A 24,900-nucleotide genomic window follows, 5' to 3' on the forward strand; every position below is an offset into this window, starting at 1 on the left:
CCCATAATTTATTTTTTTTGTAAGCTAAAAGTGAAAATATGGCGGAGATATAGCGTTGTTTAGGGTTTTAAAGTAGTTGAAAAAGTAGTTTTGATTTGGGTGTAGCAGAAGTGATTTGCGTGTTTTTTTTAAATAGTAACAGTTGCAATGGCAAGGCTTCGCAGAGAGTTCAAGAAGGCAGAGCGTGGCGGCGAGCTCCTCTTCCTCTAACTCCGCTTCAAGCTCATCGCTTGAGAACTGCAGCATATGGAAATTCTGTACACGTGAAGTGGTAGCATTTAGTGTTACTTGATTTACGGTTGCAGTGATCGCTCTTAGCGTAAAGTAGTTTTTGCCGAAGCCTTTTGGAAGTTTCACAAATCTCTCACATCTCTATTTTTCGCAATTATAGCAGGATAAATCTGAAAGAAATTTTCGATGCCATTGCATTTCTTAGACAATCTTGTATAATATTGTCTCTAAAATGTTCTAAATTAAGGATGCATAAAGTGCAAAACAACCATTTGAGATGTCGTAAAAATGCATTTCAGATCTCTTTTATATATTTTATTTCTGCACTGCTTTGGATAGTTATATCGGACTATGCTGTGGGACTTGTAATTGAAAATTCGGATAAAATTGTATTGGTAGAGATATATAAAGGGATCTTTTTTGTTTCGGCAACAACAATAATCTTGTACTTTTTGACCTACAGATTTTTTCGCACCATGCAGTCCCAGTACGACGCAAATTTAGAACATATTGCAAAACACAAAAAAGCTAAAGAGAGTTTAATAGACTCTAAAAGCGAACTCTCTAAGTATGATACTCTATTAAATACCATAGTAAACAGCTCTCCAGATGCCATATACGCAAAAGATCTTGATGGAAAATATATTCTTTTTAACGAAGCCGCTGCAAAGATGGTGCATGCTGATGTTCAAGACGTACTCGGAAAGAGCGACGAAGAGATATTTGATGTAGAAGATGCAATAAAAGTTAAGATAGCAGACAGAGCTACTATGAGGAGCGCTGAAATATCCACGACAGAGCACACGCTTACGATGAAAGACGGCTCTTTAAAGACAGTTTTGGCGACCAAAGGGGCTTTAGTAGATGAGAAAAACAATATATTTGGAATTTTTGGAATATCAAGAGATATAACAAACCAAAAAGAGCATGAACACTTTTTAGAGGAGTCAAGAGAGAAGTTTTATAATCTCTCTCATATAGACAAGGTCACAAAACTGCCAAACAGGCTCCATATCAGTGAAGTTCTAGTTGAGAAGTGCTCTCAAAAAGTTCCATTCTGTCTTATTCTTCTCGACCTTGACGAGTTTAAAATAGTAAATGACTCATACGGTCACCGTTTCGGGGATAAACTGCTTTATGAAATATCCAAAGTGCTTGTAGAGGTCTTTGATTCTAGCGCTTTTATAGCACGTATGGGCGGAGATGAATTCGCAATAGCTCTAAACCAAAGCGATAAAAAAGAGATAGAAGCTCTGATGCAGAAACTGCACCACAAATTTGACAGCCCTTTTACGATAGATATGATAGATATTTATATCACTGCAAGTTCGGGAATCTCCATATACCCTGATGATGTAAAGAGCATGGAGGAGATGTATCAGGCAGCCGATACGGCAATGTACAACGCTAAAAGATTGGGCAAAAACAGTTTTAGTTTTTATAGCTCAAAATTAAAAAAAGAAGCGGTAGAGTATACGCAGATGGTGACAAGCCTGAAGCAGGCTATTAAAAACAGTGAGCTTGAGCTCTATTTTCAGCCTCAAAATGAAGCAGAGAGCGGAAAGATCGTCGGCGTTGAGGCACTTCTGAGATGGAAGCACAAAGATAAGATGATCTCGCCTGATGTCTTTATACCGCTAGCAGAGAGAAGCGGACTGATAGTCGAGATCGGGGATTTTGTACTAAGAAGCGCTTTTAAAACTGTGAAAAAGTGGCATGAGATGGGAATACTTTGGGGAAGGGTGGCTATAAATATGTCGGCACGCCAACTTACTCATCTTAACCTTATAAATACACTCAAAAATATGCTTAAAGAGAGCGGATGCGAAGCATCTTGGATAGAACTTGAGATCACCGAGAGCTCCGTTTTGGAAAATCCGGAACTAGTTATAAGTCTGCTAGAAGAGTTACGAGGAATAGGATTTTACATCTCGATGGATGATTTTGGTACAGGCTACTCCTCGCTCTCATATCTAAAAAATCTACCAATAAACAAACTGAAAATCGACAGATCTTTTATTATGAACATAAGAGATGAGCCTAAAAATCAGATAATCGTAAAGACGGTTATATTTTTGGCAAAAGAGCTCGGCATACATATACTCGCAGAGGGTGTGGAGACTGAGGAGGAGCGCAGCTTTTTGCTGCTTAACAAAATAGACTCCATCCAAGGTTACTACTACGCAAAACCGATGCCGATGAAAGATATGGAGAAATTGTTGCAAGAATAGTTGTTATAAGTGTGATAAAATCTTGTTATGAAACTTTCACACTTAAAACAGATAACCCAGTACTTAAAAAAATTCTCTAAGATCTCCGCTATTTACAGAGTTAGTGACACCATTATAAAAGTAGTTTTCGACAGAGACGACGAACTATACTTTGAGATGCAGCGCTCAAACTCCAGAATATTCAAATGCGCATCTTATGCCCGCTCAAAAGTCTACAACGCTCCTTTTGACGTACTTCTATCAAAACGCTTTAACCGTGCCAATATAATAAACGTCGAGCTTTACGGCGGCGATAAGATAGTCAGGTTTAAAACCTCTGTAGCTTCTGCTTACAAAGAGGAGATGACATATCTGCAGTTTGAATTTACGGGAAAATATACAAACGTTATTATCCTTGATGAGAACGAAACAGTTCTAGAGGCACTCCGCCATGTTGATCTCTTCTCTTCGTTTCGCGAGGTAAGAGTAGGACAGAAGCTCTTAGATGTTCCACAAGCTCCATTTGAGGCAAAAGAGTACCCAATAGACGATGTTGAGCAGTTTTTATATGATGAGTACGCAAAAGAGATGGATGACAGACTCTCATCTTTAAAGAAACAAAAGCTCTCGCTTCTAAATAAAAAACTAAAGAAGCTAGAGAAACTTTACGAAAAGCTTGACGATGAGGAGCTGCTTAAAGAGGAGGCGGGGAAGCTTAGCCACTTCGGAAATCTGCTGTTGGCAAATATGCACAACATTAAGCCCTACCAGAGAGTTATAGAGCTGGATGATTATGATGGGCAAAAGGTCAAGATCGAGCTTCATAAAGAGTTCTCTTCCGTTGCAAGAATGGCTGATTCCCTCTTTACAAGAAGTAAAAAAGCGAAGCAGAGAGCCTCTCATCTGCATATTGAAAGAGAGTCTCTGCTCTCAAAAATAGAGCATATAAAGCTCTTCATCCATACGGTGCAAGAGGCAAAAGATGTTGCAAAAATCCAGCTTCTCTTTCCAAAGAACGTTCAGGCTAAAAAGGTCAAGACAAACGAGGCAATTGAGACTTTTTGGATAGAGGGTTACAAAGTGAGTCTTGGAAAGAGTGAGAAGGGAAATATTGAACTGCTTCAAAAGGCACGCGCCAAGGATATCTGGCTTCATATGAAAGAGCGCCCATCAGCCCATGCCATAATCACGACAGATAAACAAAACGTACCGATGTCGGTCATCGAGAGCGCGGCAAGACTCTGTGTAGATTTTACGATGTTTCAAAAAGACAGGTATTTGGTCGATTATACCCCACGAAGAGAAGTAACCATTCAAAACGGTGCAAATGTGTTGTATAATAAGTACAAAACCATAGAGGTAGATACTCGCTAAAGTAGGTAGGTTCTGACACGAAAGTGTCAAGCTTCAGTGCCCAACAAAGTAAAATTAAGGAGGGTTGTTATGGCTATAGGATTAGTCGGCAATGCAATATATGTAAATCAGCAGACCGCATCTGCTACAGCTTTGCAAAATGCTCATAACAACCGTGTAGAGTTTCAAAATATGATAGCTCAGGCGGCGGCGCAGGAGAAAGAGAAAGAGGTTCTTGAAGTTCGTCCTGCAGAGGAAGTTCATGAAATAGATCCTGACCGTGAGCATGAAAAAAATGAGGCGGATCAGGAGAGTGCAAGAAACAAGAAACGCCAAAAGCCTGAGGAAGAGGAAAAAGAGAGCTCCCCGCCTCTGCATATACTAGATATTAAAGTCTGATTTGATATAATTACTAATGTTACGCACTAAAACGAACGCGTCCGTTTTAGTGGCAGGGACAGATGTCCCTTGCAACCCCCTAAAGCTACGAAAAACAAGTTTTTCGAGAGTTATAATATTTTTGCAGGATTTTTTATGAGTATATTTACGGCTTCCAAAGATAGAGTGACTACAGGCTTGGCACTTGTCGCAGGAGTGCTTGTCATAGGTTTTATAGATAGTTTTTTTCTTATGTGGCTCTTTCTTGGAGCGGTATATCTTCTAGCCTTCAAAGAGGCGATGAACCTTTTTGAAATAAACAACAGCGATCTTATCTACTACGCCGTTGGAATATGGCTTCTCGCAGCGATCTACCCTTACGGTGATGACCTGTTTGTCTTGGCCGGTGTCGCTTACGCAAGTGCAGTTGCATACAACAGAGAGCTCACTTGGAAAAATTTCCTCCCATTTATCTACCCGACAGCAGGAATGCTTTTTATACTGACTATGTATATGGAGTATGGAGTTCTATCACTTCTGTGGCTCTTGGTGGTCGTTGCTATGACTGATGTCGGAGCTTATGCGGTCGGCAAAAGCATTGGCAAGACCCCTTTTAGCCCGACATCTCCTAACAAAACTATGGAGGGAGTTGTAGGCGGTGTCGTTGTGGCAACAACGGCGGGTATGTTTGTCGGTCTTGGCGTAGTCGATCTGGGAACCTCTTTTATCATCTCTTTTATGGTGGCTGTTGGCTCCATTTTCGGCGATCTCTTTGAGAGTTCACTCAAGCGCAGTGCAGGTGTAAAGGACAGCGGAAACATCCTACCAGGTCATGGCGGAATGCTTGATCGCATAGACGGCTACCTTTTTGGAGCTATCGTTATGCTCGTACTTCTTCGCGGACTTGTTTAATTGATACTACTAGGCTCCACAGGCTCGATCGGCGTAAACACTTTAGAGGTGGCAAAAAAGTTCTCAATAGAGGTTGAGGTACTCGTCGCGGGCAATAATATCTCTCTTTTAAACACCCAGATAAAAGAGCACAATCCAAAAACAGTCGTTATTGCAAACAGAGATGATCTGCATAAAGTAGAGCATAAAAACGTTTTCTGTGGAGAAGAGGCGATTTTAAGAGCGATAGAGGAGTCAAGCAGTGAGCTTGTAGTAAATGCGCTTGTCGGCTTTTTAGGACTTCGCCCCACACTTACAGCGCTTAAATGCAACAAAAGAGTCGCTCTTGCAAATAAAGAATCACTCGTTGCGTGCGGAGCATTTATAGACACTTCAAAGATTCAGCCCATAGACAGCGAACATTTCGGTCTTTGGTACCTGATGCAAGAGCGTCCTGTTGATAAGATGATTATCACGGCAAGCGGCGGAGCATTTCGCGACTGGGAGATAGAGAGGCTTAAAAATGCAACTTTGGCAGACACTCAAAAACACCCAAACTGGTCGATGGGGCAAAAGATAACCATAGACAGTGCGACCATGATGAACAAGATGTTTGAACTCTTAGAGGCAAGATGGCTATTTGGTGAGGGCAGATACGACGCTATTATAGAGACAAAATCGCTCATCCACGCGCTAATCGACTTTAAAGACGGCTCAACAACTGCACACTTCGCCAATGCAAATATGCAGCTCCCGATCGCTTTTGCACTAAATACCACGATGCAGGAGAATATCCTCCCGCATGTAGACCTGCTAAAAGTGGGCTCTTTGGAGTTTCGTGAGATAACCACGGACAGATACCCTCTATGGCAGATAAAAGATGAACTGCTTAAAAATCCTGCAAGAGGCGTTGTCGTAAATGCGGCAAACGAGGCGGCAATAGAGAAGTTTATCGCCCGTGAGATAGGTTTTATGGATATAGCAAAAACTGTTATAAGAGCATATGAGAAGTTTGACACAGCACCCAAAAGCGTTGATGATGTGTTTGGGCTTGATGAAGAAGTGAGAAGCTTTATAAGATAATTTTTGTACTCTTATGGTATAAATATTCTTAGTTTTATATTAGAGCATATATTTAAGTTCTGAAAAATTTATATATTTTATATATTCAAGTCTAAGGAAATTATACAAATGAAATTTAATGATTTAGATTTAAAAAACTGGAAAGAGTGTGACATAAACACAGACTCTCTTTGGCTTATAAATGAGCGTGATAAAAGTGGAAAACATAAAAATATCTATCACGGAAACTTCATTCCTCAGATTCCAAATCAACTTATAAGACGTTATACAAAAGAAAATGAGGTTGTTTTAGAACCCTTTATGGGAAGCGGAACTACACTTTTTGAGTGTGAAAAACTTAGTCGTAAATATATAGGTTTTGATATAAACCCAGTGATGTTTGAATATGTAAACAATGCAATGAGTGATGAAACATATAAGCATAATTTTTATATTAACCATTGTAATAGTTTAGATAATGAGCAAGTGGATGAGAATATCCAAAATGCAAATGAAAAACTTCAAACTAAAGGTGTCCAATTTGTACTTATGCACCAACCTTATATGGATATAGTGAAGTTTACAGAAGATGAAAATGATATGTCAAAGATAGATAATATCAATGAGTTTGTAAAAAAGTTTAAAATCATTTGTGAAAATAGCTTAAAACATCTTGATAAAAATAGATATTTTGCTGTTGTTATTGGGGATGTTTATAAAAATGGGGGAAAATCTTATGACTTATGAAAAAGCAATGGAAAAAGTCATGATTGAAAATGGTGGCTTTGCACCTTTAAAATTGATTTATGAAAACATAGAGAAGTACAGAAAAAATACTGGAAAAACACCTGATAGGACTATTCAAGAAAGAGCTCAAAGGTGTTTTACTCGAATAGCAAAAGGTATCTATTGCACAGAAGAATTTGCTATGCAACTAGAGCAAGATAATAAGGGTTACTTGGAAATAAGTTCTAAGAATAATGTTGTTTTTAAACCTATAAAAATAACTCAAGAAACTGAACGAATTGGTTCACAAAAAATTAGAATAGGACACAGTACTTTTAGAGACAAGTTAATAAATGATTTAAAACAGTGCCCAATTACACATATTGATGATACAAAATTATTAATTGCAAGTCATATAAAGCCTTGGGTACTAAGTAACAATGAAGAACGATTAGATGTAAATAATGGTTTTTTATTATCTCCATTGTTTGACAAACTGTTTGATAAAAGTGTTGGACTGATTACATTTACAGATAAAAAAGAAATTTTGTTATCAAAACGGCTTAAGAATAATATTAATAAGATAGGAGTTATTCACAGGCAAATTATTGAAGATTTGCCAGTTGTTGGTAGAGAAGAATTTTTAGAATATCATAGAAAATATATTTTTCAAGGATGAATGAAATGCAAGAATATTATTTTGAATATAGAGGTGGTGAAATTGTAGCCACAGTTAAAGCCACCTCTTTAAGTGAAGCTTTAGACAAGTTTGATAAAAAGCAAGATGTGACATACGACATTGAAGTAAATATGTTATTGCCAGATATGTGGACATATGAATGCGATGAGTTAGCAATTGTGGCGAAAGAAGAATTCTATAGACAACAAGAAGATGATGATGAAGACATTTAAATACTTACTAGAAGTCGAAATAGTTATTGATGAGGAAAATATCAACAAAAAGTACCCAAACTATAAATTCAATTATGATTCTATAGAAGAGTTTGCTAGTTCTTTAGTTCCTGAAGAAAGCTATGAAGGAGATACAGATACGTCTAAAGATGGTTTGGAACAATGGGGATATAGTATCACAAAAAAGCGAGCTAGGATAAAATAATGAGGTTTAATTTATTTATAAAAATAAAAAATAATGACTTAAAAACCAAAGAGTATCAAAGGTTTAAAGCAGATAAGACAGAGAATAGAAACCATACGGCAAGTAGTACTTTTGAATATCTACATATCTTAGAGAAGTTATAAATGACAGAAAATATTGAAAAAGCTACAAGCGGCGGTGATCTGCTCACTTGGAGCATTATGTTTGGATTGCTCATTGTTGTTGCAATAGGTTTGGCTATTTGGGATAAAAAGAGCAGTAAGGAGTAGATTACAGATGATACTAAGCATAGAGAGTTCATGTGACGACAGCGCGATAGCAATCACTGAGATAGCGACAAAGAAACTTCTTTTTCACAAGAAGATATCCCAAGAGCTTGAACACTCAGTTTACGGCGGTGTTGTTCCTGAGCTCGCAGCAAGACTTCACGCCGAAGCTCTGCCCAAGATCTTAGAGGAGTGCAGACCATATTTTGGCTCTCTTAAAGCTGTTGCAGTTACCTCTTCACCGGGGCTGACCGTGACTCTTGTCGAGGGTGTGACTATGGCAAAAGCTATCTCCATCGCATTGAACATTCCCATTATCGGGGTAAATCATCTTGTGGGGCATATCTACTCGCTCTTTATAGAGAAAGAGAGTGAGTTTCCTCTTACCGTTTTGCTGGTATCCGGCGGGCATACGCAGGTTATGGAAGTAAAAAGTTTAGAAGATATAAAAACAGTTGCAAAGAGCATGGATGACAGCTTTGGAGAGAGTTTTGACAAAGTGGCAAAGATGATGAATCTGGGCTACCCCGGCGGACCTTTGATCCAAGAGCTTGCAAAAGGTGGAGATAGAAAAAAGTACAACTTTACCGTTCCGCTGCATCAATCTCCGCTTATAGCATTTTCATATTCAGGCTTGAAAAACTCGGTAAGACTTGCGGTTGAAAAAGCAGAAGAGAGTGACTACAGAGATATTGCCGCTTCTTTTGAGCGAGTGGCTGCGGCGCATATTATCCAGAAGCTAAAAAAGTATTTTAAAGAGGTGCCTCCAAAAAAATTTGCAATAGTCGGCGGAGCAAGCGCTAACCTCTACCTTCGCTCCCAGATAGAAGAGCTGCTAAAACCCCATAAGGCGGATCTGCTTTTAAGTGAGTTAAAATATTGTTCGGACAATGCGGCAATGATAGGAAGAGTCGGGGTTGAGATGTATGAAAAAGGGTTGTTTAGTTCGCTTGATGAGTTAGAAGTCTGTCCAAAAAGTGTCATTTAACTTAAAAAGTCCTTAACTATAAGTGCATTTTTTCTAATTAAGAGCAGAATTATCCCATTTCAAATATACTTCCCACACAAATTAAAAAAACAAAAAAAGGAGCCAAAATGGCAACTACAAAATTCAAGGGTACAGACGTAGAACTATTAGGAAATCAGGTAAATGTTGGTGATAAAGCACCAGAAATTAAAGTTGTAAACTCAGACGGTTTAGGCGATGTAGTAGTTGGTGGCGCTCAAGGCGTTAAGCAACTTGTGATCGTTGTTCCTTCACTAGATACTGGTGTATGTGCTACTGAGACTCGTAACTTCAATGCAAAAGCAGCTTCATTAGAGGGTGTTAAAACTACTGTTGTTTCTATGGACCTACCATTTGCATCTGGCAGATTTTGTGCTGCAGAGGGAATCGATAAGTTAACTGTTGCATCTGACTTCAGAAACAAAGATTTCGCTAACGCTTACGGTGTACTTCTTGGCGGTTCTGTTCTTGCAGGTGTTACTTGTAGAGCAATTTTCGTAATTGATGAGAACGGTGTTGTAACTTACAAAGAGATCGTTCCTGAAATCACTGAAGAGCCAAACTACGACGCTGCGATCGCTGCAGTTAAATAAGCGATTTTTCTACCCTCCTTCTTTAAATATAGGGCTTTTGCCCTATATCAATCAAGCAAAACTTCGATACAATAATTCTATCTTACATAGAAGGATCTCTATATGAAAAAATTACTATTTACATTTGCCTCAGGGGCAGTTCTGGCTTCTGGCGTTATGGCTGATTTTACGCGCGTTGAGATGGGTGCGGGAGCATGGATGCAGACTCCAAAAGGGAGTGCTACATATACCGACGGCGGAGCTGACGGTAGCTATACCTCAAGCGAAAATGATAAGAGCGAGACCTATATCTGGGCTCTTATAAAACATCCGATTCCTGTTTTGCCAAATCTTAGGCTAGAGTATGTAACTCTGGAAGATAGCGGCGTTGCAAGCGGAACATTTAAAGATTTTGATATCGGAGCAGCAACAACTACGCTCTCTTACGATATGAAGCAGTATGACATTATTCCATACTACAATATTCTTGACAACACGGCTTGGATCACTCTTGATCTGGGACTTGATATTAAAATAGTCGATGCCTCTTACACGGCAGCCCCGTCTGCTCCGTTTACGGGTTACAGCGACAGCGTGACTTTTGCAGTTCCGCTTCTGTACGTGAGAGCAAGGGTTGAAATTCCTGCAACCGATATCGGTTTAGAGGCGGATGTTAAGTATGTAACGACAGGCGATTCTACGGTTTATGACGTAAGAGCAAAGGTTGATTATACGTTTGATTTTACTCCTGCATTTCAACCCGCGTTAGAGGTTGGTTACAGAGTTCAAAAGTTAGATATTGACGAGAGCGGCGTGGATGCAAAGCTTGATATTGACTTTTCCGGTCTTTATGTAGGTTTGATGCTTCGTTTTTAGGCTTTTAATCCATCCATCTGCGAGGGTCGTAGCCGTCACTCGGCCGCACAACCCTCTCTTTTGGGAGTTCTTTTACCATAGTTACGACTTCACTTCCATCAACAGGACTCTTGCCAAAAGAGTTTTCAACCTCTACAAACCCATGCTTTTTAAAAAAACTGAGTGCTTTTTCACTCTTTAAGACACTTACGCTGATACGTTCAAAAAGTGCGCCTGATTCTAAAAATAGCTGTTCAAGCATTGCAGAACCTATGCCTTTGGCTCTAAAATCAGGTTTTATTCCGATGGTAAGAACGGGAGTTTTCTCATCTATAAAGCCATTCGCATTATCATCCTCTTTTAGCAATCTCAGCCATGCAGCGCCTGCGATCTTATGTTCACTTAAAGCGTAAAGTCCCAGATCTTTGGACGAGAGTCCGTAAAATTTGCTGTAAGTCTCTAAGTGTAAAACATCTTCAACTCTCTTGCCGACTTCATCAAGACGGTAGGCATAGTGGAGCATATCGGTTGCGATTTTTTGCTCTGAAGATCTTAGAAAATATAGTGTAGGTATCATTATGTTTTATATCAGACTAAGTCCGACTTTTCCTTTCTCTTCATCTATAGAGACGACCTCTATTTGAGGCAGGTATTGGTTAAGTGAGAGTACTTCAAGCGGATGAGAGATCTTTGTTGCACTCATCTTTGAGATGTGGATCATACCGTCATTTTTGAGCCCGATATCCACAAAAGCCCCAAAATCGGTAATATTTCTAACAATACCAGAGAGAAAATTTCCCACACTCAGCATCTTTATGTCGGTTATGCCATCCTTAAACGGAATGGGTGGGAGCTCTTCTCTTGGGTCAAAGCCGGGTTTTTGCAGCTCTTTTATAATGTCTTTTAGCGTCTCTTCTCCGACATTCAGATCAGAAGCTTTTTGTTTGATATCGATTGAGCCTAGATTAACCCCGATGAGTTTCTTCGCAACTTCGTAACTCTCGGGATGTATCCCGCTGTTGTCAAAAATATTTTTTGAGTTTTTGATGCGGATAAATCCCACCGCCTGCTCGTACGCCTTTTTGCCAAGACCTTTTACTTTTAGAAGCTGCTCTTTTGTCTTAAATGGACCATTCTCTTCTCTAAAAGCTATGATATTTTGAGCTACTTTTGCGCCTACGCCTGCGACATAAGAGAGAAGCGAGAGTGAAGCGGAGTTTATATCTACACCTACGCGGTTTACCAAATCTTGCGTGACATCACCCAGTTTCTTCTCTAAAAGTTTCTGGTCAACGTCATGCTGATACTGTCCGATGCCCAAGCTTTTAGGGTCTATTTTAACAAGTGCAGCCATCGGGTCTTGAAGCCTTTGAGCAATAGAGATCGCCCCTCTTATGGTCACGTCAAGATTTGGATACTCCTGCGAAGCTATCTTTGAAGCGGAGTAGACTGAGGCTCCGGCTTCAGAGACGACCGTGAAGTTTAGCTTTGCATCCTCGTCTCTGTTTAGTCGTGCAAAAAACTCCTGCGTCTCACGCGAGGCAGTACCGTTTCCGATGGCTACGCCCGTGATGTTATACTTGTTAGTTAGTGTTATAACCTTGTTTTTGGAGTTTTCATAATCCTTTTGAGGCTCCGTTGGATAGATGACACAAGACTCCAGATAGTTGCCATTCTCATCAATGACTGCCAGCTTACAACCTGTTCTAAAAGCGGGGTCTACTCCCAAAATAACTCTTTTGGTTACAGGCGGGGTCATGAGGAGCTGGTTTAGATTTTTTCCAAAGACCGATATCGCCGCAATATCGGCTCTCTCTTTTAGCTCGGCTTGGACTTCTCTTTCTATGGAGGGAAGCAGAAGCCTTTTTAACCCGTCTCTGTATGCTTCAAAAAGAAGCTCTTTTGAACTTGAAGCGTTGCGGGGGATTTTGTACTCTTTTATGTTTGCTTCTATGTAATCGGTATCGATCGTTATCTTTACACTTAGCTCTTTTTCATGTACTCCGCGCATTATGGCAAGGTAGCGATGTGATGGAATATAAGCGACCTTTTCGCTTTTTTGGACGAAGTTTTTAAAGAGTCCGTTCTCATCAAAACTCTTTGTCTTTTTAATCTCCAAAACTCCATGACGAAGCATATTGTTTCTTATCGCTTCACGCTCACGCGGCATATCTGCATAACGCTCCGCCAAGATATCCTGCGCTCCCTGTACGGCTTCATCTACGGAGCTAACAGCACCCTTTACAAACTCTTTTGCTTTTGCTTTGAACTCGGCTTGGTTAAGTTGTGCTTTTTGCAAAATATCTGCAAGGGGAGTAAGTCCGTTTTGCATGGCAGTTGCGGCGCGGGAGTTCTTCTTCTCTTTGTAGGGGCGGTAGATATCTTCTAAAACACGCAAACTATCAGCCTCATCAATGCTTTTTTTGAGCGCATCGCTAAGTGTTGCTCTCTCGGCGATAAGCCTTAAGATCTCTTCTTTACGCTCTAAAAGTTTTTTGGCACTAACATAGATGGTCTCAAATTCACGAAGCACTTCATCATCTGCTCCGCCCGTCATCTCTTTACGGTAACGTGCGATAAAGGGGATAGTAGCACCCTCATCAAGAAGCTTTAGAATATTTTCTATATGTTCACGTTTAAGAGCAATTTTTTTGGTTAGTAAGTCTGTTAAATTATTAATATTTTTTTCCTACGCACTCTATAAAATCTTTTTCGCTTATATCTTCTATGAGTGTTTTAAAATTTTTCAAAGCAAATAGTTTAACATCTTCGCCCCTTAGGGCTTTTAACTCATTTGAAAAACCGCCTTTAGAGACAATAACATAGATGTTAGGCGTTAGTTCGGCTTGAGTGCACTGCTCTTGAAGTTTGCCGAGTTCACTCTTTTTTGCTTTTTGGTTGGAGTATTTGCATATTCCCGCCACAACTTTTCCAGACTTCGTCTTTGCCAAGATATCTATCTGCGCTCTTCTGTCCCAGTAGCTTCCTATCTCGACGATCTGGTCATCTTTGAAGCTCTTTTTTATGAGTTCGTGTGAGAGTTTTTTAAAAGTAAGTTCGTAAAATTCGCTTTTTCGGTTGGCAAATGCCTCTTTTGATTCTTTGAAATCGCCATCTTTGATGCTCTTAAAATATGGTGAGACAAAAGCGAACCAAAAACGCATAAAAGGGGTGCCAAAATTTAGTTTTTCATCTATCTTTTCATCATCGATCGGCGGAGATTCAAGCGAGTATTCACGCTTTAGGATGTTTTTATCGCAAAGATCATCTATAGCCTCTTCCCCCTCAGCTCTTGAGATGCGTGCTCTCTTTAGCGCAGAGTGAACTCTGCCATCACCCGTTGCTGCGGCGCTTAAGAGAGCGTGGCTTGTTTTGTCGCTTCGGGTGATCTTTGTAATATCGCCGTGAATATAGGTGTAGTTTTTTAAAACCTTGCTCTCTATGAGCTCTTCAAGCGATTTACTCAAGTCAACACTCCAGCTCATGCCGCCAAATACCGAAAAGTATTCTATTGCCTTTTGAATATCATCAGCCTTGTTTTGATAACAAAAGGAGCGGAACTGCTCTAGAAGCGTGGGGTATTTTGCCATGAAGAAGCCTTTAGATTGTTTTTTGAAATTATACTAGAATATTGAGGATTAATTGAGAAGATAGAGCTTTTCGCTCCATCTATATTGTTTTTAAAAACTCATTTAGGGGTGAGTTTTGCCTTGCAAAATCTATCTGTGAGACTACTCCGCTTGTGCCGTCTTCATTTAGAAAAAGACCCGTCGATCTTATGCGTCCGAGTGTTTCGTTCCTCTCATTTTTAATATCGATCCTGCCGTCAGTGCTGCCAAGATAGATGGCGCCTATACCGACTTCGCCAAGAGCTACAAGAGTATCTTCATCTTTTGTTTTTTGCCAGATGCGCAGACCATCAAATATTGGGTCGCTCTCATCAATCCAGCCGTTGTTGTCGTTGTCGTATCGTTTTAGATCTGCAAATCCATTGCCGTTAAGAGTGCCAAAGAGCTCCAAGCCGTCATCTATTTTATTGTTAGAATTTTTATCGAGTGCTAAAAATCCGCTCCCTTTTTTAAGCGTTGAGATCTGGTCGCACTCGCCGTTTGCATCTATGTCAAAGGAGAAGTTAGTGCTATCAAGATCCGGCAGTTCGCCATCAAAGTTTAGAACCAGCGGATCGTAAAATTGCTGACGTATGATCTCATGGTTTGAGACAAAAGAGTGTGACATTGATATGTCCATATTTAACTCTATTCTTCTGTTTGATGTGTAGATAAAGCCCTGCATGCTTACATCAAGTCTCTGAGACTCTCTATACTCTTCATGCACCGAGACCTCTCTTTTTGTAAAGTCGCTTGCATCTACCGCTTTGAATTTGTATGTCTTAGAGTTTAGTCTAAAAATAAGCTGTTGTATCAACTCAAATTCAAGACGTTTGCAAAATGCTACTTGTGAATTGAGGGCTTCTACCTCTTTGAGGCGTTTTGAGTTTTCGTTTTGGAGTTCGCTGCTAAAAGTTGTAACCGTGCTTGAGCTGCTTCTTGAGGACTCAGAGTGTAAATCCAGTACAAAGTTTTCTATTTTCATAACTTCTCCTACTAATAAATCTCATATAATTTGAACTCGTCCAAATTATATTCAGTCACTAAAGCTTTGCCCTTAAGGGCAAGAGGAGTCATTTTGACTCCTTTACGCACATACAAAAGTTAAGACAAACAAAGCGGAGCAAAACCTATTCCTATTTTTATTTGATAAATGATATACTTTAGCCATGATCAACACATCTCTAAACAAACAGCTCGGCATCATTCTTCCAAACACTAACAGAGCGTTAGCGGCTATTTTAAAAGATGCGACGCCTAAAGAGATGGAGGCGGTTCTAAAAAACAAAGACCTAAAGTCAGTCATAAACTCTCTGCTTAAAGAGAGCAGTGTAAATCCAGACACCAATAAGACCCTTTTAAATCTTGCAAAGAACAACCCCACGCTAAAAGATCTGGGCAATATTACAGGCACGGTAAAAGAGCTCTTAAGTGCGCTAAAGAGTGAAAAAAATCCTCTTCCCGTTGAGACGACACTTAAGAGGTTTTTAGTCGATATAAAAGAGCTAAGCGAGCCTGTTTTAAAGCAGAAGCTTGAAAATTCGGGCATTTTTTTGGAATCAAGACTCAAAAACGTGCAAAATCCTCAGGTAGAGCTTAAAAATCTGCTGACATCTCTTGAAAAGAGCGTGGCAAAAAGTGAAGTGCCAAATGCGAAACTGCTTGCTCAAAACATTAAAGAGCTTCTTAACACTCCGACTCTAAAAGAGGCAACAAATAGCGCTCTTGTGCACTCTGTAAAAGATAATAAAGAGGCTTTGGCACAGCTCTCAAAAGGGATTGGGAATATTGTATCAAAACTCTCGGAGCAGCTAAAGGGCGCGGATATCATAACGACAAAAGGTTTTGAGCGGCAACTCTCAAAAGTAGAGCATCTGGTCTCTCAAAAGATGCTAAGCGCAGAGAATTTCAAACCCGCAATGCTGGTGGATGCTCTAAAGCAGTTAAATACTCAGATTGCACAGAGCCCACAGCTTATGCAGAGCCAAAAACCCGAAGTTAAGGGTATCTTTGATGCACTTGTAAAGATAGTAGAGTCTCTAAAAGTTATCACGGTTGAAAATCCGACGCCAAAAGCCGCACTGGATCTTTTTGTGGATAAAAAGCTCCCCCAAGATATTCGCACGGTTATAGATGTTTTAAAGAGTGGCGTTGAAAAAGCAGACCCTGTTTTTTCTAAAGAGGTCGCCTCTGCTGTCTCAAAACTGACCCAGTTTACGGCTCCGCAGACATTGGAAGTGCAGAGCAACATTAAAGAGATATTGTCTGGGGATCTGAAGTCTCTCTTGCTAAAAGCGGGCGAAGAGATAGCAAAGTCTTCGCACCCAAATCAGGCGGAGATATTAAAACATGTGGATAAACTGCTGCTTCAGATAGACTACTTCCAGCTGCTCTCCCATCTCTCTTCCTCCTCGTCTCTCTATCTTCCATTCTCGTGGGATAGCCTTGAAGAGGGGAATATAAACATCAAAAAAGATAAAAACTCTGCATTTTATTGCGATATTGATCTGAAGTTAAAAGAGTATGGGGAGCTGAAGTTGAAACTTGCTCTTTATGAAGAGAATCAGATAAATATCCATATCTATTCACAGAACAAGGAGTTTAAGGAGATAGTTAGAGAAAATATAGCATCTCTGCGCTCCGCCTTGATCGAGCTGCGTATCACTCCTAAAGAGATACGTATTTTGGATACGCCGACAACTGCATCTGCATACGAAAACAGCGACTCAAAGATCGATATGGGATTTGAGGTAAAAATATGAAAAAAGCTGCAGCCCTAAGATATGACACAACAAAAGAGAAGGCACCCCGAGTAGTTGCCAAGGGGCAGGGGAAGAGTGCGGAGAATATTATTAAAATAGCCGAACTTCACAATCTGCCCATAAAAAAGGATGAGGACCTTATAGAGCTGCTCTCAAAAGTGGAGCTAGACAAAGAGGTTCCAGAAGCACTTTATAGAGCCGTTGCAGAGGTGTTTAGTTTTATATACAAAGTGAGTAAAAAGAGTTAAATATCCTGGTACTCTTCTATTTTGGTTATATCTATCCCTTTTTCCTTTAGTTTATTTCCTATCTCAACGACGATCTTGTTGTATTTTTCAGTCTCTAAAAACCCTTCGTAGGCATCCATCTTCTTCTCGTAGACTTTTGCCGCTATATTGCTTATCTCGTTAAGCGCCTTTTTAAGCTCTTCGTCTAAAAACTCAACCGTATCGCCTAATATCTCTTCTTCTTTCATATCTTCTCCTGTTTCTTTTTATAATTATACAGAAGCAGGTTTAATCTTCAAGCATATATTCAGGCAGATTTTTGCTGTTTGCCGCTCCGAGTTTTTGAAGCTTTTGAAACTGGCTCGTTATGCTTCCGCTTCCAGAGTGCAGCTTTGCAAAGGTCTCGTCGTATGTCTTTTGAACGGTGGTTATCTGATTTCCGAGCTTCTCGACACTCTCAATGAATCCCGCAAACTTGTCAAAAAGAAGCCCCGCGCGTTTTGCAATCTCTTGGGCATTTCTCTGCTGCCTCTCATACTTCCAGCTGTTTTCAACCGCACGAAGCGAGACCATAAGAGTGGTTGGACCAACCAAAATAACATTTCTTTTAAAGGCGTGGTCAAAGAGCGAGCCGTCATACTCCATTGCCATAAGAAGCGCGCTCTCGATAGGGATGAACATAAAGATAAAATCGAGCGTTTTTACACCCTTTAGATTTGTGTAATCCTTGCTGCTAAGCTCTTTTATATGCTTTTTTATAGAAGATAGATGCTCTATGGCAAATTGCTCTTTTTGCTCCTCGCTCTCAGCCGAAGCGTAGCGCTCATATGCCGTAAGAGAGGTTTTGGCATCTATGATAATATCTCTATTATCGGGTAGGTGCACCAAGACATCGGGACGGTAGCGGCTTCCATCACTCTCGTGCTCCAGACTTACTTCTCTTTCATACTCTTTGCCAAGCCTCAGTCCTGAGTTCTCAAGCACGCTCTCTAAGACCATCTCTCCCCAGACTCCCTGTTTTTTGCTCTCGCCTTTGAGCGCTTTTGTGAGGTTTTTGGCATCTTTGCTCATCTGATGATTTATCTCTTTGATGCTTCTTATCTCGGCTTGAAGCATCGAGCGGTCTTTTGCCTCTTTGATATAGACGTCATCGATCTGCTTTTTAAACTCTCTAAACTGTTCTCTCATCGGCTCTATCATCTTGGAGATATTTTCCTGGTTCTGCAGAGAGAACTTTTGTGAGTTGTTCTCCAAGATCTTTTGCGCCAGCTCTTGAAACTCAAGCCTCATCTGCTCTCTGCTCTGCTCCAGCAGTTCAAACTTCTCTCTGTTCTTCTCGTTTATGCCCTCAATGCGCTCCTGCAGGACAGCGTTTTGGCTTAGAAGTGCGGCTGATTTTTCACGCTCTTGAGCAAGGGCGTTCTTTAAACTGCCGACAATCGCAATCCAGACGCCAAGTGCGCCAAAGAGCACTCCTACTGCTACGTAAAGGGCTTCAAACATTGTGCATATTCTCCTATTAATTAGGGTATTGTAGCAAAAAGATAATATAATCTACTTTTGTAAAAAGTGAGGATTTTTTATGCAAAACTTATACTTCGCACGCCAGCCGATTCTTAGTAGAGAGGCAAAGGTTGATTTTTATGAAGTGCTCTACAGAGCGCAAAAATCGCAGGATATGGAGAGTGGTTTTATATTTGAGAGTTCACTTCTTGAAGCTTTGCAAAAGATCGGCAGACAGTCGGTTCTAGGAAAGCGAAGAGCATTTATAAAAGTGGACGAGAAGCTGCTCCTTAGCGATAAGATATACACGCTCTCGTATGAATTTTTTGTATTTTCGTTAGTCGCAGACATAGAGATAAGAGAAGATGTTATCAAGAGAGTCAGTGACCTAAATGAAAGAGGCTATATGTTAGCTATTGATGATTTTCCTCCAACTGCTACATCAATGAGCAAGTATTCAAAAATTATTGATGAGGTCTCTTTTATCAAGATAGATTTTGACAGAACTGTTTTAGTGAATGAAGATAGCAAAGAGATGGTTGCCAGAGTAAAAGAGAGGGGCGTGAGCGTTGTTGCGACAAATGTATCGGACAAGCTTAGATATGGGTTTGCAAAAAGTCTGGGTTGTCTCTTTTTTCAGGGCTACTACTTCTCAAAAGCAAAGATGTTTGAGGAGGATCAGTGCAAGCCGCCAAGACTAAACATCTTAAAACTCTACTCTCTTCTTGCAAACGATGCGGAGTTTGAAGTTATTGTAAATGAGTTCAAAAAAAACAGCTCGATAAGCATTCTGCTTCTAAAGTATATAAATTCTGGGGCATTTCACTTTAAAAATAGGATCTCGTCTATACATCACATATTGACGCTTGTAGGAAGAGAGCCGCTCTCAAAGTGGCTGATGCTCGTGATCTACTCCATGGCAAATATTCCAAACCCAAAAACATCGCCTATTATGCTTATGGTAAAGAACCGTACCGCCATGATGGAGAGAATCTTAAAAGAGACACTGCCAGACGCCTCTAAAAGCATGTTGGATCAGGCGTACTTTGTGGGCGTACTCTCCTTAGTAGATGTCCTTTTTGAAGATGATATGCAAAAGATACTCGATGAGATGAACGTATATGATGTCGTGCGAAACGCACTGCTGGAAGATAGCGGTATTTTAGGCGAGATATATGCACTCATTAGAGATATAGAGGAGTTTAACCCAAAAGCTATGATGGAGTTTGAAGAGAGACACTCTCTTAAGAGCGGCGTGATCGGGGAGATAACAATAGAGTGTATGAAAGAGGTTGCGGTATTTGAGGTCGCACTCTCTTCAATAGAAGGATAAAAATATGGATTCAATTAAAAGAGCGGATATTAGAAGCGGTATGAGCGTAGCGATAGTACTTAAAGAGGATCAGGCAACAGGGCGATTGACAGATGGGATAGTCCGTGATATTTTGACAAAATCCCCGACGCATCCTCACGGAATAAAAGTCCGTCTGATGAGCCGTGAAGTCGGCAGAGTAAAGAAGATATATTAATGAGTAAAAGAGATTTTTCAAACCTTCCTCTTAGCAAAGAGATGCTGCATAACCTCGGTGAGATGGGCTATAAAGAGATGACAGCGATTCAAGAGCAGAGTCTGCCGTATATACTTGAGGGCAGGGACGTAATAGCTCAGGCAAAGACGGGAAGCGGAAAAACTGCCGCTTTTGGTATCGGACTGCTCTATAAGCTTCAGGTAAAAAAGTTCAGAGTACAATCTTTGGTGCTCTGTCCGACACGCGAACTCGCCGATCAGGTGGCGCGTGAGCTTAGAATGCTTGCAAGATTTGCCCACAACGTAAAGATACTCACACTTTGCGGCGGAGCGGCCTTTGGTCCTCAGCTCGGCTCGCTTCGTCACGGCGCACATATTATCGTAGGAACTCCGGGGCGGATACTGAAACATCTAAAAAAAGCCACACTCTCGCTTGAAGATGTCGATATGCTGGTTTTAGATGAGGCGGACAGAATGCTCGATATGGGTTTTAGCGAGGAGATAAACGAAGTTTTGGAGTTTGTTCCAAAAGCTAGACAGACTCTTCTCTTCTCGGCTACATACACCGATGAGATCATGGATATCAGCGCATCGATCCAAAACAGTGCCATAAATATAAAGACCACCTCTACAGAAGTTGCCAATAAGATTATAGAGCGTTTTTATGAGGTAGAGGGTTCGCAGAAGATAAACGTGCTTATCAATATACTCGGCAATTACAAACCCGATAACGTTATTGTGTTTGCTAACACAAAGGTTGAGGTACAGGAGATAGCAGATACTCTGCAGAAAAACAGAATAGATGCACTCGCTATTCACGGGGATCTGGAGCAGTACGAGAGAAACGACGTGTTAGTACAGTTTGCTAACAAAAGCTGCAGAGTGTTAGTTGCAACGGACGTTGCCGCACGCGGACTTGACATCAAAGAGCTCTCCATGGTCGTAAACTATGACCTCCCTCACAGCGAAGAGATATACACACACCGCATAGGCAGAACCGCTCGTGCGGGAGAAGAGGGTGAGGCTTTTACTCTTTATGCTCCTTATGAGGCTCCTAAAGCGGATGAGTACAAAAACGAGAGCCGCCTTTTTGAGGGTGCAGCCACTCTAAAGAGTGTTAACGGTTTTGAGATGAAGCCGCAAAATATAACGCTTGTCATAGAGGGCGGCAAAAAAGATAAGGTGCGTGCAGGCGATATTTTAGGCGCACTTACGGGCGAAGCGGGACTTAGCGGTGATTCTATTGGAAAGATAGATATCTATGAGAGACAGAGTTACGTCGCCATAGAGGCTTGTAAAGTTGATGAGGCTCACGATAAGTTAAAGAGCGGAAAGATAAAAGGGAAGAAGTTTTCAGTTTGGATTCTTTAAAATATATCAATCACTACTCGGAATCGACAAAGAAGCAGGTGCTAGAGCTTATAGCGCAGGAGAAGTTGGGAGAGCACCTCAAAAAAAAGTATCCGACTGCCCATGATGTAAAAACTGATAAAGCGCTATTTGGCTACGTGAACGAGCTTAAAAGCTCTTACATAAAAAATGCGCCTCCTCTTAGCAAGGTTCTTTACGACGGTAAGATAAACGTTATTCACAACGCTCTTGGGACGCATCACTTTATCTCAAGGGTTCAGGGCGCAAAACTAAAGAGCAAAAACGAGATACGCATAGCTTCAATGTTTAAAAGTGCGCCTTTGGAGTTTTTGGAGATGATAGCGGTGCATGAGCTCTCCCATTTTAAAGCAAAAGAGCATAATAGGGCATTTTATTCTCTGTGCGAGTATATGCAGCCATCTTACCACCAAGTGGAGTTTGATCTTAGGCTCTATCTGACACAGATGGAACTTTTTGGCAAAATGGATGAGTGGAATTAAAGATTAAAAATAAAAGGGGAGCAAGATATGAGAGAAGGGACAAGTTTAGCAATTATTCAGAGCATTTCTGATTCGCAGCAAGATCTGATAGTAGTTTTTGAGGATGATGCACCGATTCTTATAAACAGAGCGTTTAAGAAGTTTTTTGCGGTCTCATCACTGGATGAGTACAAAGAGGAGTTCGGTCCGTTTATAAATAATTTTGTTCCGCATCCATCCTATTTTCACTCTGAAAAGATCGCAAAAGGGAGCAGCTGGGTCGATGCTATCTTGGAGCTTGAGGAGTCTGAGAGGATCGTCAGTATGATGACATCTGCCTACGAGCCGCACGCTTTTTTAGTAAAGGTGCGCAAGATAGACGGGTATGTGATTGCAGTTTTTGAGGATATTACCCAGACGCTTATTAAACGCATAATGATCGAGAACAATGCAAGTATTGACCAGCCAAGCGGCGCTTATGCTAAAAACTACTTTTTGCATATTGTACAAAGCTATCAGGATGCGGCATCTTTTAACAAGAAAATAATCAGCGCTATACTAATAAAGAGCGATATGAAAAGTGAATCTGAGCTGCCTGAGCTCGTAAAACATTTCAAGGGAATTATACGACAGGATGATATGCTTATACGCTGGGGAGACAACTCTCTTTTGCTTATTTATCTTGTAGATAACTTGACAAATGCACAAAGGATGATGGATAAAATAGATACAGAGGGGTGTTCATTTACTCTGATAACCCAAAAGGAGAAAGAGAGTATTAAAGAGCTTATAAAGAGAATCGATTAATTCAATCCTCTTTGTTTAAAGAAGTGGTATCTGTTTCTTCCACTCTCTTTTGCCAGATACATCGCCGTATCTGCATTTTTGAAGAGTGTCTGTTGATCAAGCCCGTCATCAGGGTAGATCGCTATGCCGATAGAGCCTGTAACTAGCATATCGTTCCCGTCATAGTCACACGGTGTCTCAATTATTTTAAGGAGTTTCTCTGCTGTGTATGAAGCGCCTGAGTCATCTGTATTTGGCAGCAGAAATATAAACTCGTCTCCGCCTAGACGCGAGACAGTGTCTACCTCGCGCAGGACAGAGCTAAAGCGTTTTGATAGTCCTATTAAAAGAGCATCGCCCGCATCATGTCCCAGAGTATCATTTACCTCTTTAAAGTTGTCAAGATCCAAAAACATAACGCTTAGCTTTTCGCTGTTACGTTTTGCCATTTTTATGGCAAAGCCAAGACGCTCCTCTAGTTGAAATCTGTTTGGAAGTCCGGTAAGAGAGTCGAAGTTTGCAAGAAAATTAATGCGCTCCTCCGAGCGTTTTTTATCAGTTATATCCTCTTTTATAGCCATGAAGTGAGATATCGTTCCGTCTGCTCTAAAGATCGGTGCCGCTTTTACACCCTCGATATACTCTACACCGTTTTTATTTTTGTTTATAAACTCTCCGTGCCAAGTTTTGCCCAGCTTTAAGGTATGCCACATATCGTTGTAGGCTTGGGCACCCGTCTTGCCCGACTGTAAAAAGCGCGGATTTCTTCCTATAGCCTCATCTTTTGTATAGCCTGTGATCTTTGTAAAAGCTCTATTTGCATATTCAATATTCCCATCCAAGTCAGTAATTAGAATAGTATTTGGGCTCTGTTCGAGGGCTTGAGAGAGCTTTAAAAGCTCTTGAGATTGAATTTTAAAAATGTGTTTGCTTTTAAAAAGCGTCAAGGCAATATATAGCAAAAAAAACTGCACCGCTAAGCCTGCCGCCGTCATTAAAAGTGGGTATATAGTATCTACGGATCTATCAAACTCTTTTGTACTAGAGAAGTTTATCTGCCAAGATACGTTGTTTAGTTTGATCGTTTTTTGGGCCTGAAACTTTGATCTGTATGATGATGGCTCGTAAGATCTGTAGAGTAGGTGCTCTTGTGAGATATTTCCATTGTCATATATGTCAAAATTCAGAACAGACCTTTTTAAAACTATTCTGTTCATAAGGTCGTTCATACGAAAAGGGCTGTAGATAAATCCTTGTATAGCTTTGCGTCTATTCTCGATACTGCTGATATTTACGCCTTTTTTATATATTGGCAGATACATTAAAATACCGGGCTGCACATCTTCGTCGATCTCTTGAACTAGAGTCACCTTTCCAGTAATGGCAGCCTCTGCGCTATCCATAGCTTTTTGCATAGCCGCTCTTCGGGTGGGCTCTGAGAACATATCGTAGCCTATTGCCGCAGTATTTCTCTCATCCAGAGGTTCAAGGTATAAAATAGAGCTGTATATCTCACGCTCTCCCAAGGGTCTGATCGAAAATGATGTAAGCCCTTCTTCTCTCATCTCCTGTTCTACTTTTGCCACATCTTCGGGCTTGATCATCTTTGAAAATCCGATTCCTTGAATCCCAGGATAGTTCTTTTTTACATTAATAGCTTCTATAAAGTCATGCCACCCTTTGCGGCTTACATGTTCGCTGCCGTGAAAAAATCCTACTCCGCTTTGAAGGATGTTCTCATATCTTTGCATACGGTTTTTTATCATATCTATGTTCTCATGTACAGTATCTTCAAATTTTTGCGTGGCAAGGGCTTTATGAAAGTTCTGAGCAGCAAACCAGATAGCAGCGGCAACAAGAATTGAAAATAGAAATACAAGAAAAACAGTTGCTCTGTTATAGACAAAAGCTTTTTTTGAAAATGATATGGGCGAGTTGTAACACCTTGACGTCAAGTCTTTATCCTTAA

28 protein-coding genes are annotated in these 24,900 nt (G+C 40.6%); 20 read left to right on the forward strand and 8 right to left on the reverse strand.

Going from position 1 to position 24,900, the window contains the following annotated elements:
• Positions 1 to 24: 24 nt before the first annotated feature.
• The gene (locus FCU45_RS00865) at positions 25 to 357 is read right to left on the reverse strand and encodes a hypothetical protein (RefSeq protein ID WP_137011340.1); all 333 of its coding nucleotides are present in this window, start codon (positions 355 to 357) and stop codon (positions 25 to 27) included.
• A gap of 131 nt (positions 358 to 488) precedes the next feature.
• Between FCU45_RS00865 and FCU45_RS00870 the strand changes: the two genes are divergently transcribed.
• From FCU45_RS00870 to FCU45_RS00925, 13 genes are all read left to right on the forward strand, one after another.
• Positions 489 to 2,462, forward strand: a complete 1,974-nt coding sequence (locus tag FCU45_RS00870; protein WP_170175808.1) for a sensor domain-containing protein — start codon at positions 489 to 491, stop codon at positions 2,460 to 2,462.
• Positions 2,463 to 2,489: 27 nt separating this feature from the next.
• A complete protein-coding gene (locus tag FCU45_RS00875) occupies positions 2,490 to 3,815 on the forward strand; it encodes an NFACT family protein (protein WP_137011344.1) in 1,326 nt (441 codons plus the stop codon).
• A gap of 69 nt (positions 3,816 to 3,884) precedes the next feature.
• Entirely contained in the window at positions 3,885 to 4,193 is a 309-nt protein-coding gene (locus FCU45_RS00880) for a hypothetical protein (RefSeq protein ID WP_137011346.1), read from the forward strand.
• Positions 4,194 to 4,328: 135 nt separating this feature from the next.
• A complete protein-coding gene (locus FCU45_RS00885) occupies positions 4,329 to 5,084 on the forward strand; it encodes a phosphatidate cytidylyltransferase (RefSeq protein ID WP_137011348.1) in 756 nt (251 codons plus the stop codon).
• Entirely contained in the window at positions 5,085 to 6,146 is a 1,062-nt protein-coding gene (gene dxr / locus FCU45_RS00890; protein ID WP_137011350.1) for a 1-deoxy-D-xylulose-5-phosphate reductoisomerase, read from the forward strand.
• Positions 6,147 to 6,254: 108 nt separating this feature from the next.
• Positions 6,255 to 6,872, forward strand: a complete 618-nt coding sequence (locus FCU45_RS00895; RefSeq protein WP_137011352.1) for a DNA methyltransferase — start codon at positions 6,255 to 6,257, stop codon at positions 6,870 to 6,872.
• Entirely contained in the window at positions 6,862 to 7,530 is a 669-nt protein-coding gene (locus FCU45_RS00900; RefSeq protein WP_223175799.1) for an HNH endonuclease, read from the forward strand. Before FCU45_RS00895 ends, FCU45_RS00900 begins: the two co-directional genes overlap by 11 nt.
• Before the next feature lie 5 nt (positions 7,531 to 7,535).
• Positions 7,536 to 7,763: a hypothetical protein gene (locus FCU45_RS00905; protein WP_137011354.1), complete on the forward strand. Its 228-nt coding sequence runs from the start codon at positions 7,536 to 7,538 to the stop codon at positions 7,761 to 7,763.
• Positions 7,750 to 7,968 carry a hypothetical protein gene (locus FCU45_RS00910; RefSeq protein ID WP_137011356.1) on the forward strand — a complete coding sequence of 73 codons (219 nt, stop codon included), beginning with the start codon at positions 7,750 to 7,752 and terminating at the stop codon, positions 7,966 to 7,968. Before FCU45_RS00905 ends, FCU45_RS00910 begins: the two co-directional genes overlap by 14 nt.
• 143 nt (positions 7,969 to 8,111) lie before the next feature.
• Positions 8,112 to 8,237, forward strand: a complete 126-nt coding sequence (locus tag FCU45_RS11780) for a hypothetical protein (RefSeq protein WP_281276875.1) — start codon at positions 8,112 to 8,114, stop codon at positions 8,235 to 8,237.
• A 7-nt stretch (positions 8,238 to 8,244) separates the two neighbouring features.
• Entirely contained in the window at positions 8,245 to 9,222 is a 978-nt protein-coding gene (gene tsaD, locus FCU45_RS00915) for a tRNA (adenosine(37)-N6)-threonylcarbamoyltransferase complex transferase subunit TsaD (RefSeq protein ID WP_137011358.1), read from the forward strand.
• Positions 9,223 to 9,329: 107 nt separating this feature from the next.
• Entirely contained in the window at positions 9,330 to 9,833 is a 504-nt protein-coding gene (gene tpx, locus FCU45_RS00920; RefSeq protein ID WP_137011360.1) for a thiol peroxidase, read from the forward strand.
• A gap of 102 nt (positions 9,834 to 9,935) precedes the next feature.
• A complete protein-coding gene (locus tag FCU45_RS00925; protein ID WP_137011362.1) occupies positions 9,936 to 10,688 on the forward strand; it encodes a TIGR04219 family outer membrane beta-barrel protein in 753 nt (250 codons plus the stop codon).
• A 4-nt stretch (positions 10,689 to 10,692) separates the two neighbouring features.
• Here the strand turns inward: FCU45_RS00925 and FCU45_RS00930 are convergent, their stop codons facing one another.
• From FCU45_RS00930 to FCU45_RS00945, 4 genes are all read right to left on the reverse strand, one after another.
• A complete protein-coding gene (locus FCU45_RS00930; RefSeq protein ID WP_188109164.1) occupies positions 10,693 to 11,244 on the reverse strand; it encodes a GNAT family N-acetyltransferase in 552 nt (183 codons plus the stop codon).
• Positions 11,245 to 11,250: 6 nt separating this feature from the next.
• Complete coding sequence (locus tag FCU45_RS00935) at positions 11,251 to 13,347, reverse strand: helix-hairpin-helix domain-containing protein (RefSeq protein WP_137011364.1); 2,097 nt, start codon at positions 13,345 to 13,347, stop codon at positions 11,251 to 11,253.
• Positions 13,343 to 14,257 (reverse strand): DUF234 domain-containing protein, encoded by a 915-nt coding sequence (locus FCU45_RS00940; protein ID WP_137011366.1) that lies wholly within the window; start codon positions 14,255 to 14,257, stop codon positions 13,343 to 13,345. Before FCU45_RS00940 ends, FCU45_RS00935 begins: the two co-directional genes overlap by 5 nt.
• Positions 14,258 to 14,336: 79 nt before the next feature.
• The gene (locus FCU45_RS00945; RefSeq protein WP_137011368.1) at positions 14,337 to 15,260 is read right to left on the reverse strand and encodes a hypothetical protein; all 924 of its coding nucleotides are present in this window, start codon (positions 15,258 to 15,260) and stop codon (positions 14,337 to 14,339) included.
• 184 nt (positions 15,261 to 15,444) lie between these two features.
• On the opposite strand from FCU45_RS00945, the gene fliK reads away from it, so the two are divergent.
• Positions 15,445 to 17,037 (forward strand): flagellar hook-length control protein FliK, encoded by a 1,593-nt coding sequence (fliK, locus tag FCU45_RS00950; RefSeq protein ID WP_137011370.1) that lies wholly within the window; start codon positions 15,445 to 15,447, stop codon positions 17,035 to 17,037.
• A complete protein-coding gene (locus tag FCU45_RS00955) occupies positions 17,034 to 17,285 on the forward strand; it encodes an EscU/YscU/HrcU family type III secretion system export apparatus switch protein (protein WP_137011372.1) in 252 nt (83 codons plus the stop codon). Before fliK ends, FCU45_RS00955 begins: the two co-directional genes overlap by 4 nt.
• On the opposite strand, the gene FCU45_RS00960 is transcribed toward FCU45_RS00955, so the two are convergent.
• Positions 17,282 to 17,512 (reverse strand): hypothetical protein, encoded by a 231-nt coding sequence (locus tag FCU45_RS00960; protein WP_137011374.1) that lies wholly within the window; start codon positions 17,510 to 17,512, stop codon positions 17,282 to 17,284. The two genes, FCU45_RS00955 and FCU45_RS00960, sit on opposite strands and share 4 nt — an antisense overlap.
• Before the next feature lie 40 nt (positions 17,513 to 17,552).
• The gene (locus FCU45_RS00965) at positions 17,553 to 18,767 is read right to left on the reverse strand and encodes a DNA recombination protein RmuC (RefSeq protein ID WP_137011376.1); all 1,215 of its coding nucleotides are present in this window, start codon (positions 18,765 to 18,767) and stop codon (positions 17,553 to 17,555) included.
• Between the two features lie 79 nt (positions 18,768 to 18,846).
• On the opposite strand from FCU45_RS00965, the gene FCU45_RS00970 reads away from it, so the two are divergent.
• The 5 genes from FCU45_RS00970 to FCU45_RS00990 are packed head-to-tail and all read left to right on the forward strand — an operon-like array spanning position 18,847 to position 22,952.
• Entirely contained in the window at positions 18,847 to 20,100 is a 1,254-nt protein-coding gene (locus FCU45_RS00970; RefSeq protein WP_137011378.1) for an EAL and HDOD domain-containing protein, read from the forward strand.
• 4 nt (positions 20,101 to 20,104) lie between these two features.
• Positions 20,105 to 20,296: a YwbE family protein gene (locus FCU45_RS00975; RefSeq protein ID WP_137011380.1), complete on the forward strand. Its 192-nt coding sequence runs from the start codon at positions 20,105 to 20,107 to the stop codon at positions 20,294 to 20,296.
• The gene (gene dbpA, locus FCU45_RS00980; RefSeq protein ID WP_137011382.1) at positions 20,296 to 21,666 is read left to right on the forward strand and encodes an ATP-dependent RNA helicase DbpA; all 1,371 of its coding nucleotides are present in this window, start codon (positions 20,296 to 20,298) and stop codon (positions 21,664 to 21,666) included. Before FCU45_RS00975 ends, dbpA begins: the two co-directional genes overlap by 1 nt.
• A complete protein-coding gene (locus tag FCU45_RS00985; RefSeq protein ID WP_137011384.1) occupies positions 21,654 to 22,166 on the forward strand; it encodes a YgjP-like metallopeptidase domain-containing protein in 513 nt (170 codons plus the stop codon). Before dbpA ends, FCU45_RS00985 begins: the two co-directional genes overlap by 13 nt.
• Positions 22,167 to 22,193: 27 nt before the next feature.
• On the forward strand, positions 22,194 to 22,952 hold the full coding sequence (locus tag FCU45_RS00990; RefSeq protein WP_137011386.1) for a hypothetical protein: 759 nt from the start codon (positions 22,194 to 22,196) through the stop codon (positions 22,950 to 22,952).
• Here FCU45_RS00990 and FCU45_RS00995 read toward each other — a convergent pair.
• Complete coding sequence (locus FCU45_RS00995) at positions 22,949 to 24,886, reverse strand: CHASE domain-containing protein (protein ID WP_137011388.1); 1,938 nt, start codon at positions 24,884 to 24,886, stop codon at positions 22,949 to 22,951. The two genes, FCU45_RS00990 and FCU45_RS00995, sit on opposite strands and share 4 nt — an antisense overlap.
• Positions 24,887 to 24,900: the final 14 nt, after the last annotated feature.

Origin of the sequence: Sulfurimonas crateris, assembly GCF_005217605.1 — a bacterium.
GTDB classification, from domain to species: domain Bacteria; phylum Campylobacterota; class Campylobacteria; order Campylobacterales; family Sulfurimonadaceae; genus Sulfurimonas; species Sulfurimonas crateris.

What these genes read in the sequence shown, in the direction of transcription:
- FCU45_RS00905 (WP_137011354.1), top strand. Translation starts at nt 7,536, where the DNA reads ATGCAAGAATATTATTTTGAATATAGAGGTGGTGAAATTGTAGCCACA.
- fliK (WP_137011370.1), top strand. Translation starts at nt 15,445, where the DNA reads ATGATCAACACATCTCTAAACAAACAGCTCGGCATCATTCTTCCAAAC.
- FCU45_RS00895 (WP_137011352.1), top strand. Translation starts at nt 6,255, where the DNA reads ATGAAATTTAATGATTTAGATTTAAAAAACTGGAAAGAGTGTGACATA.
- FCU45_RS00885 (WP_137011348.1), top strand. Translation starts at nt 4,329, where the DNA reads ATGAGTATATTTACGGCTTCCAAAGATAGAGTGACTACAGGCTTGGCA.
- FCU45_RS00975 (WP_137011380.1), top strand. Translation starts at nt 20,105, where the DNA reads ATGGATTCAATTAAAAGAGCGGATATTAGAAGCGGTATGAGCGTAGCG.
- FCU45_RS00960 (WP_137011374.1), bottom strand. Translation starts at nt 17,512, where the DNA reads ATGAAAGAAGAAGAGATATTAGGCGATACGGTTGAGTTTTTAGACGAA.
- FCU45_RS00945 (WP_137011368.1), bottom strand. Translation starts at nt 15,260, where the DNA reads ATGAAAATAGAAAACTTTGTACTGGATTTACACTCTGAGTCCTCAAGA.
- FCU45_RS00930 (WP_188109164.1), bottom strand. Translation starts at nt 11,244, where the DNA reads ATGATACCTACACTATATTTTCTAAGATCTTCAGAGCAAAAAATCGCA.
- FCU45_RS00875 (WP_137011344.1), top strand. Translation starts at nt 2,490, where the DNA reads ATGAAACTTTCACACTTAAAACAGATAACCCAGTACTTAAAAAAATTC.
- FCU45_RS00940 (WP_137011366.1), bottom strand. Translation starts at nt 14,257, where the DNA reads ATGGCAAAATACCCCACGCTTCTAGAGCAGTTCCGCTCCTTTTGTTAT.
- FCU45_RS00955 (WP_137011372.1), top strand. Translation starts at nt 17,034, where the DNA reads ATGAAAAAAGCTGCAGCCCTAAGATATGACACAACAAAAGAGAAGGCA.
- FCU45_RS11780 (WP_281276875.1), top strand. Translation starts at nt 8,112, where the DNA reads ATGACAGAAAATATTGAAAAAGCTACAAGCGGCGGTGATCTGCTCACT.
- FCU45_RS00880 (WP_137011346.1), top strand. Translation starts at nt 3,885, where the DNA reads ATGGCTATAGGATTAGTCGGCAATGCAATATATGTAAATCAGCAGACC.
- FCU45_RS00900 (WP_223175799.1), top strand. Translation starts at nt 6,862, where the DNA reads ATGACTTATGAAAAAGCAATGGAAAAAGTCATGATTGAAAATGGTGGC.
- FCU45_RS00925 (WP_137011362.1), top strand. Translation starts at nt 9,936, where the DNA reads ATGAAAAAATTACTATTTACATTTGCCTCAGGGGCAGTTCTGGCTTCT.
- FCU45_RS00910 (WP_137011356.1), top strand. Translation starts at nt 7,750, where the DNA reads ATGAAGACATTTAAATACTTACTAGAAGTCGAAATAGTTATTGATGAG.
- dbpA (WP_137011382.1), top strand. Translation starts at nt 20,296, where the DNA reads ATGAGTAAAAGAGATTTTTCAAACCTTCCTCTTAGCAAAGAGATGCTG.
- FCU45_RS00965 (WP_137011376.1), bottom strand. Translation starts at nt 18,767, where the DNA reads ATGTTTGAAGCCCTTTACGTAGCAGTAGGAGTGCTCTTTGGCGCACTT.
- FCU45_RS00990 (WP_137011386.1), top strand. Translation starts at nt 22,194, where the DNA reads ATGAGAGAAGGGACAAGTTTAGCAATTATTCAGAGCATTTCTGATTCG.
- tsaD (WP_137011358.1), top strand. Translation starts at nt 8,245, where the DNA reads ATGATACTAAGCATAGAGAGTTCATGTGACGACAGCGCGATAGCAATC.
- FCU45_RS00970 (WP_137011378.1), top strand. Translation starts at nt 18,847, where the DNA reads ATGCAAAACTTATACTTCGCACGCCAGCCGATTCTTAGTAGAGAGGCA.
- tpx (WP_137011360.1), top strand. Translation starts at nt 9,330, where the DNA reads ATGGCAACTACAAAATTCAAGGGTACAGACGTAGAACTATTAGGAAAT.